16 protein-coding genes are annotated in these 17,768 nt (G+C 43.9%); 8 read left to right on the forward strand and 8 right to left on the reverse strand.

Translation table 11 applies throughout. The features are described 5' to 3' along the window. Window positions 1-23 precede the first annotated feature (23 nt). The 3 genes from EGV92_RS06315 to EGV92_RS06325 all read left to right on the forward strand — a co-directional run bounded on the left by EGV92_RS06315 (window position 24) and on the right by EGV92_RS06325 (window position 1,821). On the forward strand, window positions 24-680 hold the full coding sequence (locus tag EGV92_RS06315; RefSeq protein WP_131668385.1) for an HvfX family Cu-binding RiPP maturation protein: 657 nt from the start codon (window positions 24-26) through the stop codon (window positions 678-680). Window positions 681-891: 211 nt separating this feature from the next. Then, a complete protein-coding gene (locus tag EGV92_RS06320; protein ID WP_131668386.1) occupies window positions 892-1,518 on the forward strand; it encodes a sigma-70 family RNA polymerase sigma factor in 627 nt (208 codons plus the stop codon). A gap of 99 nt (window positions 1,519-1,617) precedes the next feature. Continuing rightward, window positions 1,618-1,821, forward strand: coding sequence for a zf-HC2 domain-containing protein (locus EGV92_RS06325; RefSeq protein WP_131668387.1), 204 nt, complete (start codon window positions 1,618-1,620; stop codon window positions 1,819-1,821). 7 nt (window positions 1,822-1,828) lie between these two features. Here the strand turns inward: EGV92_RS06325 and epmA are convergent, their stop codons facing one another. From epmA to EGV92_RS06340, 3 genes are all read right to left on the reverse strand, one after another. Beyond that, entirely contained in the window at window positions 1,829-2,800 is a 972-nt protein-coding gene (gene epmA, locus EGV92_RS06330) for an EF-P lysine aminoacylase EpmA (RefSeq protein WP_131668388.1), read from the reverse strand. A gap of 154 nt (window positions 2,801-2,954) precedes the next feature. Next, on the reverse strand, window positions 2,955-4,040 hold the full coding sequence (locus tag EGV92_RS06335; protein ID WP_131668389.1) for a 4-phosphoerythronate dehydrogenase: 1,086 nt from the start codon (window positions 4,038-4,040) through the stop codon (window positions 2,955-2,957). 169 nt (window positions 4,041-4,209) lie between these two features. Beyond that, window positions 4,210-5,379 (reverse strand): AI-2E family transporter, encoded by a 1,170-nt coding sequence (locus EGV92_RS06340; RefSeq protein WP_131668390.1) that lies wholly within the window; start codon window positions 5,377-5,379, stop codon window positions 4,210-4,212. 934 nt (window positions 5,380-6,313) lie between these two features. Here EGV92_RS06340 and EGV92_RS06345 point away from each other — a divergent pair. Both EGV92_RS06345 and paeA read left to right on the forward strand, forming a co-directional pair. Continuing rightward, window positions 6,314-7,981, forward strand: coding sequence for an NAD+ synthase (locus tag EGV92_RS06345; RefSeq protein WP_131668391.1), 1,668 nt, complete (start codon window positions 6,314-6,316; stop codon window positions 7,979-7,981). 210 nt (window positions 7,982-8,191) lie between these two features. Beyond that, window positions 8,192-9,475, forward strand: a complete 1,284-nt coding sequence (gene paeA, locus EGV92_RS06350; RefSeq protein WP_131668392.1) for a polyamine export protein PaeA — start codon at window positions 8,192-8,194, stop codon at window positions 9,473-9,475. A 68-nt stretch (window positions 9,476-9,543) separates the two neighbouring features. Here paeA and EGV92_RS06355 read toward each other — a convergent pair whose 3' ends face one another. Next, window positions 9,544-10,233 carry a YggS family pyridoxal phosphate-dependent enzyme gene (locus EGV92_RS06355; protein ID WP_423227903.1) on the reverse strand — a complete coding sequence of 230 codons (690 nt, stop codon included), beginning with the start codon at window positions 10,231-10,233 and terminating at the stop codon, window positions 9,544-9,546. A 362-nt stretch (window positions 10,234-10,595) separates the two neighbouring features. On the opposite strand from EGV92_RS06355, the gene EGV92_RS06360 reads away from it, so the two are divergent. Then, window positions 10,596-11,633 (forward strand): type IV pilus twitching motility protein PilT, encoded by a 1,038-nt coding sequence (locus EGV92_RS06360; RefSeq protein WP_131668781.1) that lies wholly within the window; start codon window positions 10,596-10,598, stop codon window positions 11,631-11,633. 248 nt (window positions 11,634-11,881) lie between these two features. Further along, window positions 11,882-13,006 carry a PilT/PilU family type 4a pilus ATPase gene (locus tag EGV92_RS06365; protein ID WP_131668394.1) on the forward strand — a complete coding sequence of 375 codons (1,125 nt, stop codon included), beginning with the start codon at window positions 11,882-11,884 and terminating at the stop codon, window positions 13,004-13,006. A gap of 373 nt (window positions 13,007-13,379) precedes the next feature. Here the strand turns inward: EGV92_RS06365 and fur are convergent, their stop codons facing one another. Next, window positions 13,380-13,811, reverse strand: a complete 432-nt coding sequence (gene fur / locus EGV92_RS06370; protein ID WP_131668395.1) for a ferric iron uptake transcriptional regulator — start codon at window positions 13,809-13,811, stop codon at window positions 13,380-13,382. Window positions 13,812-14,323: 512 nt separating this feature from the next. Between fur and EGV92_RS06375 the strand changes: the two genes are divergently transcribed. Then, a complete protein-coding gene (locus tag EGV92_RS06375) occupies window positions 14,324-14,716 on the forward strand; it encodes an outer membrane protein assembly factor BamE (RefSeq protein WP_131668396.1) in 393 nt (130 codons plus the stop codon). A 98-nt stretch (window positions 14,717-14,814) separates the two neighbouring features. Here the strand turns inward: EGV92_RS06375 and EGV92_RS06380 are convergent, their stop codons facing one another. From EGV92_RS06380 to EGV92_RS06390, 3 genes are all read right to left on the reverse strand, one after another. Then, on the reverse strand, window positions 14,815-15,168 hold the full coding sequence (locus tag EGV92_RS06380) for an RnfH family protein (protein WP_131668397.1): 354 nt from the start codon (window positions 15,166-15,168) through the stop codon (window positions 14,815-14,817). Continuing rightward, entirely contained in the window at window positions 15,156-16,277 is a 1,122-nt protein-coding gene (locus EGV92_RS06385; protein WP_131668398.1) for a hypothetical protein, read from the reverse strand. The genes EGV92_RS06380 and EGV92_RS06385 overlap by 13 nt, the downstream gene beginning before the upstream one ends. A 757-nt stretch (window positions 16,278-17,034) precedes the next feature. Next, entirely contained in the window at window positions 17,035-17,703 is a 669-nt protein-coding gene (locus EGV92_RS06390; RefSeq protein WP_131668399.1) for a c-type cytochrome, read from the reverse strand. Between the last annotated feature and the right edge of the window lie 65 nt (window positions 17,704-17,768).

Consider the following 17,768-nt stretch of genomic DNA (forward strand, 5'->3'; position numbering starts at 1 on the left):
AATATTAAAGTAAAGGTAATTTCATGAGTGCTACTTCTCGCATTTTACGACCATTTAATACTGCTATTGAGCGCGTAGAGTCATGGGACTTTATAGCGCCTCTTGCTATTCGCTTGTACCTCGCCCCTATTTTTATTAGTGCTGGCTGGAATAAAGTCACTGGCTTTGAGGATATTGTTAATTGGTTCGGTAATAGTGACTGGGGTCTAGGATTGCCTATGCCTGCTGTCATGGCAGTATTGGTCATCTTTGCCGAGCTGGTCGGCGGCTTTGCGCTGTTACTAGGCATCGGTACTCGCGGATTTTCGTTGATGCTACTGATAACCATGCTGGTGGCCGCTATTAGCGTTCACTGGCAAAATGGTTGGTTTGCGATCACCCCTACCGATCCTGATACCAGTATCGCCAGCGTGATGAATACCATAGGCTTTTGGGGTAGTGACGCCAGCCTTGCTAATTCTCAAGCCGCTGGTGAAAGACTTGAGGCAGCCCGTGAAATATTACAAACCCATGGTAATTACGACTGGCTGACTGAAACTGGTAACTTTGTTATCTTGAATAATGGTATTGAGTTTGCTGTGACTTACGCTATTATGTTGCTGGTGATCATATTTTATGGTGCAGGACGCTATGTCAGCTTAGATTATTGGCTAAATCCAGCCTCTACCCGCCGTCGATAATCACGGCTATGATGAAGCAAACATAAAGCCAGTTTACAGCATAACCGTCGTATATATTGTCTAGCGCGTCTAGATAGTCGCTAGACAATAAAGTGGGTACTTCTAGTACGTCTACTTCGGTGCTCCTATTTTAGTTGGTTCACTATATCATTTGAAGGGAGTCTACACAGGCTGTCAATCTGAACAATAATTTTTATAAAGAGAATCTTTCATGAGCGCTCACAACCCTGACTTGGCTAACACTCATGATCAAGTTACCCCAGAATTTATTACCGCAGTTCGCGAACAAATGCTAGCGTTTGCCCAATCACAGTTGAATAACTCGCATTTGGCTGAGGACGTGGTGCAAGAGGCATTAATGGCAGCACTGCAAAATAGTGATAAATTCAAAGGCAATGCCGCATTCAAAAGCTGGGTATTTGCTATCTTAAAGAATAAAATTGTCGATCACATCCGTAAAGACAGCAAATATACCAACCTTTCTAGCTTGCATGATCACAGTGAAGGCAGCGAGGATATCTTACTCGACACTTTGTTTGATGAAGCAGGATTTTGGCACAAAGACAATATGCCTAGCCAATTTAATAACAGTTGGTGCAATCCAGAAGTTCACGTTCACAGTGATGGCTTTTGGCAAGTTTTAGAAGTCTGCTTGACCAACCTGCCAAGCGACCAAGCTAGAGCTTTTTTAATGCGCGAGTATATGGATTTAGAGACGGATGAGATCTGTCAAGAAATGGCCATTAACAGCAGTCACTATTATGTGTTAATGCATAGAGCGCGGCTGCGACTTCAGACCTGCTTGACCCTGCGGTGGTTTGAGCCGGCAGAGTCTTGATAATAGGAAATAGTAACCTCGTTAATTATTAGCCTATTCGCATGGTCAAGAATAGCTCATTCACCCTATTGAAGCCCTATAACCTTAGAAACCTAAACTATGAAAAATTGTCAGCAAATTACGCAGCTTGCGAGTGATGCGCAAGACCGTCAACTCAGAACCCGAGAAAAGTTGCAGCTATACTCCCACATTATGATGTGCCAAGGCTGCCGAGCTTTTTATAAAAATATCGATACCCTAAGCCAAATGATGCAGACCATGAAATCACAAAGTCACGATATCAATAAAGACTCAAATAGCTAGTTCGCCATCAAGCTTGTCCTACCCCAAAACCAATGACTTCAGTAATACCTTGAGCACCCGTCAATACCATCAATAACCGATCAATACCAACAGCAATACCGCTACAGGGTGGCAGCTGACTACAAGCCGCTAATAAATGCTCATCAATAGGCATAACTGGCAGGCCACGCGCTTCCCGCTGTTGATTGTCTCGCTCAAAGCGCTGCCTCAGCGCTGCTGCATCCGCTAGCTCATCATAAGCATTGGCAATCTCAAGGCCATTGATATATAGCTCAAAACGACGCGCCACCTGATTGCCTTGTTTATCCACCACAATCTTAGCGAGTGCAGCTGTCGCTGGCGGGTAGTCAGTAATCAGCGTCGGCAAATCATGACCTAGGTGTGGCTCTACTAAATGGCTAAATAGCATATCCAGCCAACCCTGATGGTCGTCCCCAAAATCTATGCCTTTTATACCTTTATCTGCTGCGATAGCCGATAGCACCTCGCAGCTGGCCGTCAGTGGATGAATGCCAACGTAGTCCATGAATGCTTGAACATAGCTGCAATGATTTAAAACGACCTGATGACCACATACTGCCGCGAGCAACTCCGCCAGTTCATTGCCCAGCTCATCCAAAGTAAAATCCGGTCGATACCATTCGAGCATCGTAAATTCAATATTGTGCCGCCTGCCCACTTCATTGTCGCGAAAGACTGAGCAAATCTGAAAAATAGGCACTTGCCAGCTAGCAAGCATCCGCTTCATAGCGAATTCTGGAGAGGTATGCAGGTAATAGGTCTTCGGTACGTCTTGCACCGTGACATTAGTAGAGACTGATGGCACAAACACATCGGTATTGCCCGCCTGCGACATGATAGGGGTCTGAACTTCTAATACTTTACGCTCAGCGAAAAACTGACGGATTTTGGCTAGCATTGCGGCGCGATTATAGGCCATATCTAGGGTCATACTGGGCGCAAAGCTAGAAGAATTCATACTTGTCTCTAATCTTTATTTACTATACATAAAGGTTGGGCAGCTTAAAGGTAAAAAGCCAAGAGTAATAATACGCTTGCATTTTGATAGGCGTAAGCCTAATGCAGCAAAGTTGACACTCTGAATGAAGCTAAACAAAACTCAATGAAACTGACTAAAATACCCACTCTCGGCGCAGCTTATAAGCCTTTCTTAACGCATCAAAATCATTGCCTTGAACTCGCCGTAATTCCTGATTAACCACGTTACGAAGCAAGGCATCATCTTCCCAAATATGATAATAATCAGCAAGCTTACTAGGCTGCAACTGTAACTCACGCCAACGATAAGGGTTGTCCGGCAGTAGCTTGGCCATCAACTGGGTATCGTTAACTTGCAGCTGCTCACTAAAAGTCTCGACGAAAGCATCAAAGACCATCTGCGTACCACGAAGCTTGCCCTCTAAGGTATAACCGGCAATATGCGGCGTAGCAATTGCCAGCTGATTTATCAGCGTCTCTGACACCTCTGGCTCATGCTCAAAAACATCAAGCACGACTTCACGCTGCGAGCTTGCTAAATCGTCTAATAGCGCAGCCTCACTAATGACAGGGCCACGAGCACTATTAATCAATAGCGTATCTGCTGCCATCTGAGCAAAAGCAGCTTCATCAAGAAGGTGGTGCGTGGGGTGGCTAGACTCCTCAGCACTGGTTAAAGGGACATGTAGGCTGATGACATTGCTTTGCGTCAGCACTTGCTCAAAGCTAGCATTATTCATCATGGATGGAGGGATAAATGGGTCGTAGCCCAAGACTTGCCAACCTAAATTCTGAGCATACTGCGCTAAGGTACTGCCAATGTTGCCCAGTCCAATAATGCCAAGCTTGATAGGACATTGCCAATAATCAGGACGTAGGGTCAAGATAGCCGTAATAACATATTGCGCAACAGAGTGCTTGCTACAACCAGCAGCGTTCGCAAAAGCTATATGACGACTGGCAAGGTAGTCTTGATCGACATGGTCAGTACCGATAGTCGCCGAGCCAACAAACTTCACACTGTCATTATTTGCGAGTAATCGCTCATTAACGTTAGTAACCGAGCGGATAAGTAGTGCATCGGGCTGATACTGAGCCAGTACATCTGCGGTAATGTCTCTACCGGCCATCTTGATAACAGTGACCGGATAGGCTAAAACTTGCGTATTGACGTAGTCATCAAGATTGGCGATATTACTATCAGCGATGAAGGTAAGCATAGCAGGCTATTTTTATCCTTATTATATGAAGGCGTTATCTTAAACAGGCAGTCTCTACTTTTTACTGGTTTATCTCTTAATTCACTTGCAATCACAGTGGGCTAGAAGACAACGCTGTATTAAAGCTAAGCAATTAACTGGAGAGTCTAATAAAAGAGGTGATACACCACTAATCTATTGTGTCATCCAAATCGGTCGTTTTGGCCAATGGCTTCACCAGACCATTATGGACAGGGACCCACTGATGATCTTTTAGCTGAATAAAGCGCGGCGCAAATATCTGGTTTCTATGCTGGGCAATCCACTCACGCCATACCGCAAGGCCAATCGCCAGTACAACAGGACCGATAAACAGACCAACAAACCCGAATGCAGTAAGTCCGCCAAGCACACCGATAAAGATAATAATAAAAGGAATCTTGGTCGCGCCGGAGATTACAATAGGGCGAATTAAATTATCCACCCAGCTAATAACGAATACCCCCCAGAGCGCAAGACCAATACCTTCAGTGGTATGGCCTTGGCTGAGCAGCCAGACAGACACTCCGCCCCAAGCAAAAGGCGTACCAAATGGTATGAGTGCCACCACAAAGGTGACTAAGGTAAATAAGATAGGACTTGGTGCACCAGCAAAATAATAGCCGATACCTGCCAATAGCGCTTGAGCAAGCGCCGTGAGACCAATACCATAGACTACCGCTTGCGTGGTCATGCCGACTGAATAAATATAGCCATCTATTCGGTTACCGATAATATTACGCAAAGCTTGGCGGATTTGCTTGACCAGACTAACCCCATCACGATAAAAAAAGAACAGCGTCATTAGAGCCATTCCTAGCTTCGCTAAGCTACTGAGCGCCACATCAAGGGCGATCTTGCCATAATATAAGTGCGACTGTAACCAAGCTTTAAACGCTGCTAGTGATGCTTCAGGATTCTTATTAATCTCCCAAAGAATGTCTTTGATTTGCTGACCGATAACTGGCATGTCTTTGATCGCCTGCGGCATATCGACATAGCCTGCTTTTAGTCGTCGTAGTAATGTACCATAAACGCTAAGCGCTTCTTGCTGTAGGATAAACAAACCTATCACTAACGGCACACCAATCATCAATGAGATAGCGACCGTCATCAGGCCAGCACTAAAACTAGGGCTTAATCTGACTTTTTTATGAAAAAAGGTATATACCGGAAAAGTGACATACGCCAATATCGCAGCCCACAACGCTGGCACAATGAAAAACTGAATCACCTGAAAACACAAGATGAACAATATCACTAGCAGCGTTGTGGCAAGCAGACGCTGTGTCACAAGCTCTCTTGTCCAACTTTCAATCATGTCATATAACCCAAACTGCAAAATAAATGGCCATCCATGGCATTACCTTAATAATGCTCAATAATGACACTAAGATATTGGATGGAGTAGGGTTATATTATGCTATAAGTCTACGTGAATATATAATTATAACTTGTAATTATTACTTACAATTTTGCCCAGCCACTGGCTTAATTCTATTTTCTAGCAAGCAAAGCTTATTAATGTCTAACTATTAAATATAGTCATGAAACTCAAGGTTTATTAGACTATATAACAAGTCAGTAAACAGTATTTTAAAGTTGATACATCCTCTATGGCGCGAGCATCAAAAAAAAGAGCTTGACTCAACAAGATAACACAGACTGTTGTTGATTATAGGGGTCAAAGAAACGATGTAACACAGATGTTTAATCTCACCGTTAAGTAAAAAAAGCTTGCCATAATTGATGTTATACTAACTGTATTCATACGCTACCTAACTGTGCAATATAGTAGATTATCTCCTGATTAGGCATGCTTAGTTGCAAGTCATCGTTGTTTTGATGGATCAATCGATGGCTGGCTGTATGAATGGTGTAATTATCGAGCATGCAAGCGCAGTATTGTGATTCAGACTTGCTAAATAATATTACAACAATTAAAGAAAGAGATAAGTAGCATTCTTCTTGACTGAAGATACACAACTAATAATTGCTAACTGCTGATTAACAATTATAGTGATACTTGATAATCCGCTTGGTTTTGTTCACTCTCAGCTGACATAGAATTGCTATTATAAACGGCTAATATATTAATATATAACGGCTACTAACCAAAAAATGCTAGACGAATCTTAAGCTTGCGCTAATCACTGTCGATATAAATGCTCACTCACCCTCTACTTAACCATAAGTCTGAAATTACTCAGTCTTGAATGATAGAAACTCGTATTATAGAAATAGGAACAATAAAGATGTCTAAAGACACTAATAATAGCCCCACTTCCTCTAACCTACCTGATAAAGTCACTTTTGCTCTTGCCCAGTCGCATTTTTTAGTTGGTGACATCACTGGCAATGCCAATAAAATGCGGACTCTTGCTATTGAAGCTCGCGATCAGGGTGCTGATGTCATTGTCTTCCCAGAACTTGCGTTACTAGGCTATCCACCCGAAGATTTACTACTACGTCCGAGTCTGTCTGGCCGCGTCAAAAGCGCGCTAAATGCACTCAGTGATGTCGAAGATATCGTTATGATCGTCGGCTACCCCCATGTCGATCATCACGGTACGTTTAACTCAGCTGCCATCTTGCACAATGGTCAACAAAAAGGCTTTTATCATAAGCAGTATTTACCTAACTATGGCGTCTTTGATGAGCGTCGCTACTTTGATAAAGGTCGCAATCAGGTCTTATTCGACTATAAAGGCATTACCATCGGCCTGCTGATATGCGAAGACTTATGGGAAGAGTCCCCCATTGCTGAGCTAAAAAAACAAGGCGCAGATGTGGTGATATCGCTCAATGCCTCTCCTTTTGAGACCGACAAACAGTCACGGCGTAAGCAGTTACTGAGCAAACGCAGTAGCGAAGCTAACTTACCGATACTATATATTAATGCGGTTGGCGGTCAGGACGACTTGGTCTTTGATGGCGGCTCAATGATTGTACAGGCTGATGGGAGCATCGCCCATGAAGCCCCTAGATTTTTGAATCAAATGCTGGTGGCTACCTATGACGTTAATAGTAAACAGTTTGATAGTCAAGACAAGGCGCCATTAGGCCTGAGCCGTGAGTCTGAGATGTATCAGGCGCTCGTCGTGGGACTGCGCGATTATGTCAATCACTCGGGCTTTAGTGGTGTGATCGTCGGACTCTCTGGCGGTATTGACTCTGCATTGACGCTTTGTATCGCAGTAGATGCTTTAGGCGCGGACAAGGTTTATGCAGTAATGATGCCTTATGAGTATACCTCGCAGATTAGTTTAGAAGATGCGCAGGCTCAAGCACGTAGACTTAATGTCTCGTATACAGTTTGTCCGATTTTCGATGCAGTCGAAGGCATCCGTGCTACCTTAGCGCCGCTATTTAATAAGTCTCACGCCGATACGACAGAAGAGAATATCCAAGCTCGCGCTCGCGGTATGGTACTGATGGCCTTGTCCAACAAGTTTGGTCACCTAGTCATTACTACTGGTAATAAATCTGAGATGGCTGTTGGTTATGCCACACTCTATGGCGATATGGCAGGCGGATTTGACGTACTAAAAGACGTCTATAAGTCGGAAGTCTATAACCTCGCCAACTATCGCAATCGTCTAGAAGATACTCCGGTCATTCCAGAGCGAGTCATCACTCGCCCCCCATCTGCTGAACTGCGTCCTGATCAAAAGGATCAAGACAGCTTGCCTGACTACGATACCTTAGACGCTATCTTACGTCACTACATCGATGAGGATTTATCCTACCAAGACATCTTAGATAAAGGCTTTGATGGTAATATGGTCGCTAAGACTCTAAAAATGGTAGATAATAGCGAATACAAACGTCGTCAAGCTGCTATTGGCACTAAGATTAGCCAAAAAGCCTTTGGCCGTGAACGCCGCTATCCGCTCGTGAACAAGTGGTCTATTAAAGGCTAATAGCTAAGCTAAAGCTGTATCGTCTAATCGTACACTATCAAGCTGGGTGCTCGCCCAGCTTTTTTTAATGCTCTAGCAAAAGACAGCTTGATACGCAGTGACTTATAATTTGTCCGCCATCAATCTGCCATTAAACATCTTCTTACCTAACTTTCCTGACCATATTATGTGCTTCTTTTAGAACGCACAAACTGCCTTGTCGAGAGCCTCATGAGCTTACTTAGCGCCAGTCTATCTGTCATTATCTTGATTGCTTTGAGTGCAGTAGTATCCAGCACGGAGTTGGCTCTAGCCTCCGCGCGAAAGATAAAACTACAAATATTGGCCAATGAAGGTGATATTCGTGCTCTAGAAGTGCTGACCATGCAGGAGCAGCCCGGCAGCTTTATTACCGTAGTTCAGGTGGCACTCAATGCAGTAGCAATCCTAGCTGGGGTCATCGGCGAGTCTGCTATCAGCCCCTATTTACTCAGCTTAGTGGGTAGCGAATCATTCGCCTCTATCTTGTCATTTATTCTCGTGACTAGTGTTTTTGTACTCTTTGCAGATCTGATGCCTAAGCGACTAGCGATGTCACACGCAGAAGCCATAGCGCTGAAGATGGTCAGACCCATGCTGTTACTCATCTTTATATTCAAGCCCCTAGTTTGGCTTTTCGATGGCGTTGCTGATGCGCTGTTTAAGCTGATGGGCATCTCTACCGTGCGCCAAGATGAGATGACGCCAGAGGATATTTACGCGGTTATGGATGCAGGAGCAGAAGCCGGTGTGCTCAAACAGCAGGAGCACCATTTGATAGAGAATATCTTTGAGATGCAAGAGCGCACTGTAACCTCAGTCATGACTCCGCGTGAGCAAATTCTATACTTTGATTCAAGCTCCAATCAGACCCAAGTGGTCGATCTTATGATTCGCTCACCACATCATAAGTTTTTGGTATGCCGTAATGATGATCTTGAGCAAACGATCGGCTATGTCGAATCACGGCAATATCTAGCGCTTATTCTCAATCAGCAGCAAGTGCAACTGACTGATGCCACGCTGATTCGCCCTGCCCTGTTCATCCCTGATACTTTGTCTCTATTTGAGGTACTTGAGACCTTCAAAACCATCGGTACTGACTTCGCCGTTATTGTGAATGAGTATGCGCTAGTGGTGGGCGTTATTACCCTAAAAGATGTCATGAGTATTGTTATGGGTGAGCTGGTGACCACGGTAGAGCAGCCCATTGTTCAGCGCTCGGACAGCTCTTGGCTGATCGATGGTATGACCCCTATTGAAGATGTTATTCGCACTATTGGTATCGCCAATCTACCTCATAGTGAACACTATGAGACCATTGGCGGATTTATGATGTATATGCTACGTAAGATTCCAAAAAAGACAGATGCTATTGAGCATGCAGGCTTTCACTTTGAGATATTAGACACCGAGCATTTAAAGATCAATCAATTACTCGTGACCAAAATAGAGCTGCCTAAACCATCTTCGTAATCGCACAAATGAGAGAGAAACTGAAAAATACCAAGCTATTGGCCATACTTGTATACTTAAGTTGACCGTTACTCTCTTTCTCCGAATATGGCAGTACCAACTCTGACCATGGTAGAGCCTTCAGCCACAGCCTTCGCCATATCGCCGCTCATACCCATGCTAAGTGTGTCCCACTGTTGAAGATCAGGATACTGCTCATGGATGCTATCAAACAGTCGCTTAGTGCGCGAAAATGCATCGGTATCCTCTTTGGCCGGGATAATCATCAAGCCGCGAAGCTGCAGATTTGGATAGTCTTTAACCGTCTCAATCAGGGCGGGTAATTCCTCAGGAAGACAGCCAGATTTGCTGTCTTCATTATCAATGTTGACCTGAATCAATACATTCAGTGGAGGCATACCTTCTGGCCGCTGATCATTAAGGCGTTTGGCAATAATCTCTCGCTCAACGGTCTGTACCCAAGCAAAATTCTCAGCAATATCTCGAGTTTTATTACGCTGAATATGACCAATGTAATGCCAAACAATTTGCTCTGTTAGTGGCGACTGTTGTAGCGCCTCTATCTTTTCGATGGCTTCTTGCAGATAATTCTCTCCAAAATGGCGCTGACCTACTTGGGCCAATTCTGCGACCATAGTCACTGGCTTAGTCTTGGATACTGCTAACAGGGTCACTTTATCTCTCGTATCTTCTTTACTTGATGCCGCACTGTCGCAAGCGGCATGTAGCCTATCTGTGACCTGTTGCCAGCGTGTCAGCAAAGCTTGAGCGTCACGCTTCGATAAGTCACTGGTAAATGTTGATGGGGCAGTACTGCCACTATTAGGTATATTTTTAGTAGGTGTCATAAGTAACCCTAGTTGTAAAAAGTTTATTAATTATAGCTTACGCAAAGCTAACATTAGTCATTCCCCTATGCAATTTGGCCTGATTCAACTATGATAGTCATAATTAATATCAATACCTTAGTAGCAGCATAACCTGACAGTATAGTTAGCAAAAAAACTTCCAATGTCTTATTTTAGTAGCTGTTAGCTAAGACAGCTCATATAAACGCTAATCTTATCACCCATTGTTTTACTTTTTTATAGGAACCAACATTATGACTGGAAAAAGCAACATCAGTATTGAAGACCTTTTACGCTTTTCGGTCAAACATAAAGCCTCAGATTTGCATCTTTCAGCAGGACTTCCTGCCATGATCCGTGTAGATGGTGAGGTCAGTCGTATCAACATGCCCCCTTTAGACCATCAAAGTGTCCACAAGCTAATTTATGACATCATGAATGACAAGCAGCGGGCAGACTTTGAGGAATTCTTTGAGACTGACTTCTCTTTTGAAATTCCAAATCTGGCGCGCTTCAGGGTGAATGCCTTTAATCAAAACCGCGGTGCTGGTGCAGTATTTCGTACCATTCCCTCTAAGGTACTCACTATGGATGAGCTAGGCATGGGACAGGTCTTTGAGCGTATCTCAAGTTTCAAGCGCGGCGTGGTGCTAGTGACAGGGCCGACAGGTTCAGGTAAATCAACCACACTAGCTGCCATGATTAACTATATTAATGAGACGCGAAAAGAGCACATCTTAACCATTGAAGACCCTATCGAATTCGTTCATGACTCTAAAAAAAGTCTTATTAACCAACGTGAAGTGCACCGAGATACTTTAGGCTTTGAAGCAGCTCTACGCTCGGCCCTGCGTGAAGACCCCGATGTTATTTTGGTTGGTGAGATGCGCGACCTTGAGACCATCCGCCTAGCCCTCACCGCTGCCGAGACAGGTCACTTAGTATTTGGCACCTTGCATACCAGCTCCGCGGCCAAAACCATTGACCGTGTCATTGACGTCTTTCCTGCCGCTGAAAAAGACATGATCCGCGCCATGCTCTCAGAGTCACTACAAGCGATCATCTCACAGACCCTTCTCAAACGTAAGAATGGCGGACGAGTCGCGGCGCACGAGATTATGCTCGGCACGCCAGCGATTCGAAATCTCATCCGCGAAAACAAAATTGCGCAGATGTATTCAGCTATTCAAACAGGCGCAGGTGACGGCATGATCACCCTAGATCAAACGCTCAAGAATTTAGTCAGTAGTGGGACCATTAGCAAAGAAGCGGCTCAGCCTTATGCCAAAGTACCAGAAAACTTTTTATAATTTACTTCTTATACCCTCATAAATAATCATTAACCAGTGAGTGGGTCAAACAGGCTGTCAATTAGAAGGTTAACCCACTCAAACAATCCGTTAAAGTTAAAAACAACTAGGTTGGTCGTTGTGCATTTAGACCTTACTTATTAAACCAAAACTAATGCAAGCAATGTATTTCAGTCTTAACCAGCCAGTTAGTCCCCACTGCGCTTGGTTATTTTTTTATTCATATAAATAGTACGGTTAGGTATCCCATGGATTTTGATAAGCTTTTACAGCTCATGGTTCAACAAAAAGGCTCAGATCTTTTTATCACTGCCAATGTGCCTCCTTCAATGAAAATTAATGGCCAGATCCTTCCTGTTGGCAAAAAACCATTGTCAGCCGAACATACTAAAGCACTAGCTAAAAGCATTATGACTGCCAGTCAAGTTCAAGAGTTTGAACAGACCAATGAATGCCAGTTCGCCATTAGTGACAAGGCTCAGTCCGCGCGTTTTCGAGTCAGCGCTTTTGTGCAACGTGATATGGTCGGTATGGTACTACGTAGAATTGAGACCGTCATCCCTACTCTTGATGTACTTAATTCCCCACCAGTACTAGGTTCACTGGTGATGAAAAAGAAGGGCATTATATTATTAGTAGGGGGTACTGGAACTGGGAAATCGACCACCCTAGCGGCTATGATAGGCCATCGTAATCAAAATTCTCGAGGTCATATCATTACAATTGAAGACCCTATCGAGTTTGTGCACGAGCATAAAGGCTGTATTATCACCCAACGTGAGGTAGGGATTGACACCCTGTCTTTTGAAGCAGGCCTCAAAAATACCTTGCGTCAAGCGCCGGATGTCATCTTGATTGGGGAGATTCGTAACCGCGAAGTTATGGGCTACGCTATTCAATATGCCGAGACGGGCCATTTGGTACTAGCTACGCTGCATGCCAATAATGCCAGTCAGGCCATTGACCGAATCATTCACTTTTTTGAAGCCGATCGCCATGATCAGCTACTTATGGACTTATCACTTAACTTACGCGCAATAATTGCTCAGCAACTTATTCCTACCCCAGATCTTAAGGGTAGGCGTGCTGCAATAGAGATTATGCTCAATACGCAGCTGGTTGGTGACTATATCCGGAAAGGTGAGATTCACGAAATTAAAGCAGTGATGCAGCGCTCCACAGATATTGGTATGCAAACCTTTGATCAGGCTCTATTTAATCTGTACGAAGCCAATGATATTACCTATGATGAAGCTATTAAACACGCTGAGTCGCCCAATGACTTACGCTTAAAGATTAAGCTTGAAGGTTCTAACGCCTCTAAAGACAATGACAGTTCTAGTAATAATCTATCATTAGAAGATAGTGAATAGATAGCAATAAAGCCAACCAAAAGTAGTTGTCATTAATGCCGCAAATGGCTCAGCGTTTAATGGTAAGACGTTTTTAAACATTAACTTGGCGTTAACTTATAAGCGACTTACCTATAGACTAGCCCAAACCTAGACACTGAGGCACTTTAGAGATGGCTTTGGATACTGTTACTCAAGCCAAGAGTTTGAGTAATATAGTAATTTCATTATAAAAATAATACAGCGGAACTGGGATGAATTTTTCGCAGCCTTTGTCGGCGCGCTCGCAGCAAGGCAGAAAAATTTATACCCGTTCCGCATCACCGATGACTCCATGTTATTTAGACTCGACTATAGCGATTCGATTAGAAGCAGCTAGCATTATTTGACACTACTATTTAATACTATCTTGGCAAGCTTGATCGCTACAGATACCATACATAACTAGAGAGTGGCCGGAGAGTTTGAAACCATATTCTTTGGCAACTTTAAGCTGCTCCATTTCAATGACTTCGTTATGAAACTCGACGATTTTGCCACACACATCACAGACCAGATGGTCATGATGCTCATCTTGCATAATCTCAAACACTGAAAGATTATTTTCAAAATTATGACGCTCGACGATACCAGCTTGCTCAAACTGAGTTAGAACACGGTATACCGTCGCTAGACCCACATCTTCACCTTGGTCAATTAAAGCTTTGTAGACCTCTTCAGCACTCATATGATGATGCTCATCGCGCTCAAGCAATTCTAAAATCTTGATTCGAGGTAAGGTCACTTTGAGACCAGCTTTGCGCAAATCTTGGTTAGTAAATCCCATGGTTATATCCATCCTTATTATGAATAACTGACAAAATAAAACGTATCTGCAACCTAAGGTATGCCTTTGAGTGCCACTATAAGAGCTCGTAGTTTAAAGCATTGTTTAGACTAGGCGTTACTGATTATTTTGCTCTGAATACTGCTGATAAATTTATTCTCAATAATGATCAAGTTTATGAGTCCATCAGGTTAGCTTTGTTTGAGGCTAGGTCGCCACATCCATACATTAAGAACTCATAAGTCAACATTTAAGTAAATAATGTCGCAAGTGGTAGGCAATTGCAAGTAAATGACGTATCATTTGAAGCTAATAGCTTTTCTTAAATCGTAAAATCCGTATTAAACTTTCATATCTTATTTTCATGGCGTTACAACCTGTCTATAACATAGCTGAGCTACTATAGGTCCTCAAAGCATTTTGTAGGGCACTTGAGAACTCAGTATTTATAGCTCAGCAGTCCTTTACGGATATGAAGAGATATGATTTGACAATAATGAGTGACTTAACCTATGATCCAGCCCTATTCTTCTTTCAAGCTACTCTCTACCCGTCTTCTAGCTACCAGCCTGCTTGTTGGTACTTTGGCACTTCCTGGCTGCTCACTATTTAGCGTCTATAAGATTGACTTGCCGCAAGGGACGCCCATCACTCAAAGTCAGGCTAGCCGGTTACAAGTGGGTATGACCCAGAGTCAGGTACTCTACTTGCTAGGCAGTCCTGCTATCAGAGATACTTTAGCTCCCAATCGTTGGGATTATATTTTTGACTATCAAGCAGGCACAGAGGGCAAGCGGACAGGCCACAAGGATATTACCAATGCTAGTCAGCATCTCATCATCTATTTCAATGAGGCCGGACAAGTGAGTCGTATCGAAGGTATTGACAGCCTTCCTGCCGCTTAGCAGCTACTATTTATATTAAAGACAGCTGTTGGTATTGATTGTGCAGACTCTACTATCATTACTCTTGTAGCTCATAACAAAAAGCAGCAACTATCATGCTATTGATCTTGCTGCTTCTTTTTGGCTCTTTTTTTACGCTTGCTCATCGGATCAAGACTGAGCGAGCGGTATATCTCAATGCGATCATGGGCCTTTAACTGATAGGTAAGAGGCTGCTTTTGTGAATAGATACCAATATACCAATCCTTAGCCGTCGGCGTCTCTACAGTCGCTGTTTGCTCACACCATTGAGCCAAATCTGCAAAGCGCTCAAGCCAACCCGCTAATTTTAACGCCTCATAAATTGTGGTCCCGGCGACGACTGTCAGCTGCTCATAATACTGGCACTCAGCACTCGGTGCATAGGCCAAGCTAATCTGATGCGTCGCTTTAGATGCCTCTACCCTATCCATTCACTTATCCAGCCAATCAGTCCTAGAATCATCGCTAGCGGCACTAAGATACGGATTGCCACTCGCCACAGATTATACACCCCTTCCTTGCTAAAATTTAGCGACTTACGTAGATGACTAATTTTCATTTGCCAGCCTGCAAATATCGACAGCAGCAGAGCGGCGACACTACTCATAATAATAAGTACAATTACCAGAAGCTTGGCTGGGAGTGCTGCGGCAATGACCACACTAAGCAGCAAAGTCAATACTAGACTGACGATTAGCCCAAACTTCACTTTGAACTGCTCGGCAGCATAGTGAAGTAGATACGCAGCGACGCAGAGCGTACCTATAAGATAGAATAGCTGACCAAGAGCCGGCAAGCTCACGCCGCTTAACAGTAGTGCCACTAGCCCTGCGACCAACTGTAGCCCCCAAATAGGAAGTACCTGCTTAGAGGCAGGGTATAACTGGTTTGTAGTCGCCACTTGACCATCGTAGTGAGCGCCTGAGCTTTGACTTTGCGCAGCGAACTGAGCATACCAGTATATACCAGTACCGGCTCCAACGCTCACCAGAGCTAGCGCCATTGCCCGCCCCCACTCGCTAAGACTGACCTCAGTCATCGCAAACTGCAAGGCCAACTGACCATTTAGCAGCCCGAGCGCAAGCCCTATTACAATTAGCACCAAGCCCACCAGTAGCGTACCAGCACCCAGCAAACTGAGTAACAGCGCGATTACCATCAATCCTGCTACCAATGCAAAAGTCGGCATATTTAGCTCAATCCCGAGCTGGCTAAGCGCCCCTGTAATACCTGCTCCCGCACCTGCTACTGCCAAGGCTGCGATGACGATAGCCACTAAAGCAGCCAACCATCCAAAGCTCCGCCATAACACACTAGCATCTGCTTCGCGAGTTAATACTTGCATTCCTCCCACTGGAGATTGACGACTGCGATAGGCCAGAGCTACCTCTGCATAGACCATGGGTAGCGCCACAATGACCATAGCAAGTAGCCACAATAGCCAAAAATCTATTTGACCGATACTCGCCGGTGTAAACCAACGAAATAATAGCAGCGGTAATATAGCAGCCATAAAATAAGAGGCGTAACGAACCATCATAATCTCAACCTATGGGAATGTGGAATATCAATTGGATATAGTAGGTGATATCAGCAAGTAGGGATATAGCCCATCGCAAAAGATAACTTTGTTTTGCCGAGCTGGGGCATACCCTTACTCATAACGCTTAAAATGAGAGTCATACTTATCAAGCACAGGTAACCTTGCTGAGACTATGAGCCTACTGTCTAGAAAGTTACAAAGATTAACCCAATGAATCTCAGCCCAAGCTACTCTAAGCCCACTAAGCACCAATTTTAGTAAAGGAAGCCACCCTACAGTCAAACAATTTTAGTAAAACAATTTCAAAAGATTGCAGCGCGGTTAGGGATTATCTATACAGCTTTGGCCTTGTATAAGGCTAGTCAATAAACGCTTAGCAGTTGCTCATTTCAAGTGTCAATTTACTAACTGACTGACTATATGGTAGCACTATTACCATAAGCAATAGCAGCCTACCCGTTTATTGAAAAGCTTATTTTTATTAATAAGTTTCTATCGACAGCTTCTTATAGCTTCCTGCGAAACACCCTAAGGCAATTTTTTAACTTGTTATAGCAAATAACTCTTGCGATACCATCAAAAAAAAACCCCGAAATCGGGGTTTAATTGCTATACGTCCGTGCGTTAAGTCGATGCTGCAAATCAATACTTTAAATCAAGCTTTGACAAGCGCAAAACCACTAGCAAAATATAGAACCAAATGCTCTATATTCTCATTAATCTCGCGAGTAGCCAGCCATTACTTAAAGACTGATTAGTGAACCGCACTTAAGTAGTCAGATAAGATGCGAATATCGCGGTCTGATAGTCTAGCCGCTACCATTTGCATCATGCCTTTGTCACCTTCTTTATCGGCATCATTGACACGTTTTTGGTCATCGCTAGCGATGTCATCGTCGCGCCCTGCAGCGCGGAATAGCTTCAATTGAGTAGCAATATATTCTGCATGCTGACCACCCAAGCGTGGGAATGCTGCCCACTCATTACCACCTGCCTGAGGACCATGACAGCCTGCACAAGGAATGACTCCCCGATGCTTGTCACCACCTAAAAAGAGCTTGGTCGCTTCTTGATTGGTCGCAGGATTGCCATTAGCGACACCCCAAGCTGGCTGACTGGCATAGTACCCTGCCACGTTAGCAAGATCTTGCTGGGTTAAAGGTGCAACTTGAGACTGCATGATACCGTTTTTACGGTATCCCGTTTTAAAGTTCAATAGTTGCTTATACAAATAGCGGACATTTTGTCCACCAAGATTCGGTTGGGCGGGAACGATACTCACGCCGTTAACACCGTGACAAGCAGCGCAGACTGTCTCTGCAATTTTTTGCCCTGCATTCACGTCATATTCAGGAACGGTAATAACAGCTTGGACGCTGAAACTGGCGAAGCATAAGCTGGCGGCAGCGATTAACTTTTTCATTGTTAAAGATCCTACTAACTCGACGTAAGCCCTAAATTATTTGGGGATTAATTATGGCTATTATA

Origin of the sequence: Psychrobacter pygoscelis (genome assembly GCF_004335015.1) — a bacterium.
GTDB lineage: Bacteria > Pseudomonadota > Gammaproteobacteria > Pseudomonadales > Moraxellaceae > Psychrobacter > Psychrobacter pygoscelis.

What these genes read in the sequence shown, in the direction of transcription:
- EGV92_RS06315 (WP_131668385.1), top strand. Translation starts at nt 24, where the DNA reads ATGAGTGCTACTTCTCGCATTTTACGACCATTTAATACTGCTATTGAG.
- EGV92_RS06320 (WP_131668386.1), top strand. Translation starts at nt 892, where the DNA reads ATGAGCGCTCACAACCCTGACTTGGCTAACACTCATGATCAAGTTACC.
- EGV92_RS06325 (WP_131668387.1), top strand. Translation starts at nt 1,618, where the DNA reads ATGAAAAATTGTCAGCAAATTACGCAGCTTGCGAGTGATGCGCAAGAC.
- epmA (WP_131668388.1), bottom strand. Translation starts at nt 2,800, where the DNA reads ATGAATTCTTCTAGCTTTGCGCCCAGTATGACCCTAGATATGGCCTAT.
- EGV92_RS06335 (WP_131668389.1), bottom strand. Translation starts at nt 4,040, where the DNA reads ATGCTTACCTTCATCGCTGATAGTAATATCGCCAATCTTGATGACTAC.
- EGV92_RS06340 (WP_131668390.1), bottom strand. Translation starts at nt 5,379, where the DNA reads ATGATTGAAAGTTGGACAAGAGAGCTTGTGACACAGCGTCTGCTTGCC.
- EGV92_RS06345 (WP_131668391.1), top strand. Translation starts at nt 6,314, where the DNA reads ATGTCTAAAGACACTAATAATAGCCCCACTTCCTCTAACCTACCTGAT.
- paeA (WP_131668392.1), top strand. Translation starts at nt 8,192, where the DNA reads ATGAGCTTACTTAGCGCCAGTCTATCTGTCATTATCTTGATTGCTTTG.
- EGV92_RS06365 (WP_131668394.1), top strand. Translation starts at nt 11,882, where the DNA reads ATGGATTTTGATAAGCTTTTACAGCTCATGGTTCAACAAAAAGGCTCA.
- fur (WP_131668395.1), bottom strand. Translation starts at nt 13,811, where the DNA reads ATGGGATTTACTAACCAAGATTTGCGCAAAGCTGGTCTCAAAGTGACC.
- EGV92_RS06375 (WP_131668396.1), top strand. Translation starts at nt 14,324, where the DNA reads ATGATCCAGCCCTATTCTTCTTTCAAGCTACTCTCTACCCGTCTTCTA.
- EGV92_RS06380 (WP_131668397.1), bottom strand. Translation starts at nt 15,168, where the DNA reads ATGGATAGGGTAGAGGCATCTAAAGCGACGCATCAGATTAGCTTGGCC.
- EGV92_RS06385 (WP_131668398.1), bottom strand. Translation starts at nt 16,277, where the DNA reads ATGATGGTTCGTTACGCCTCTTATTTTATGGCTGCTATATTACCGCTG.
- EGV92_RS06390 (WP_131668399.1), bottom strand. Translation starts at nt 17,703, where the DNA reads ATGAAAAAGTTAATCGCTGCCGCCAGCTTATGCTTCGCCAGTTTCAGC.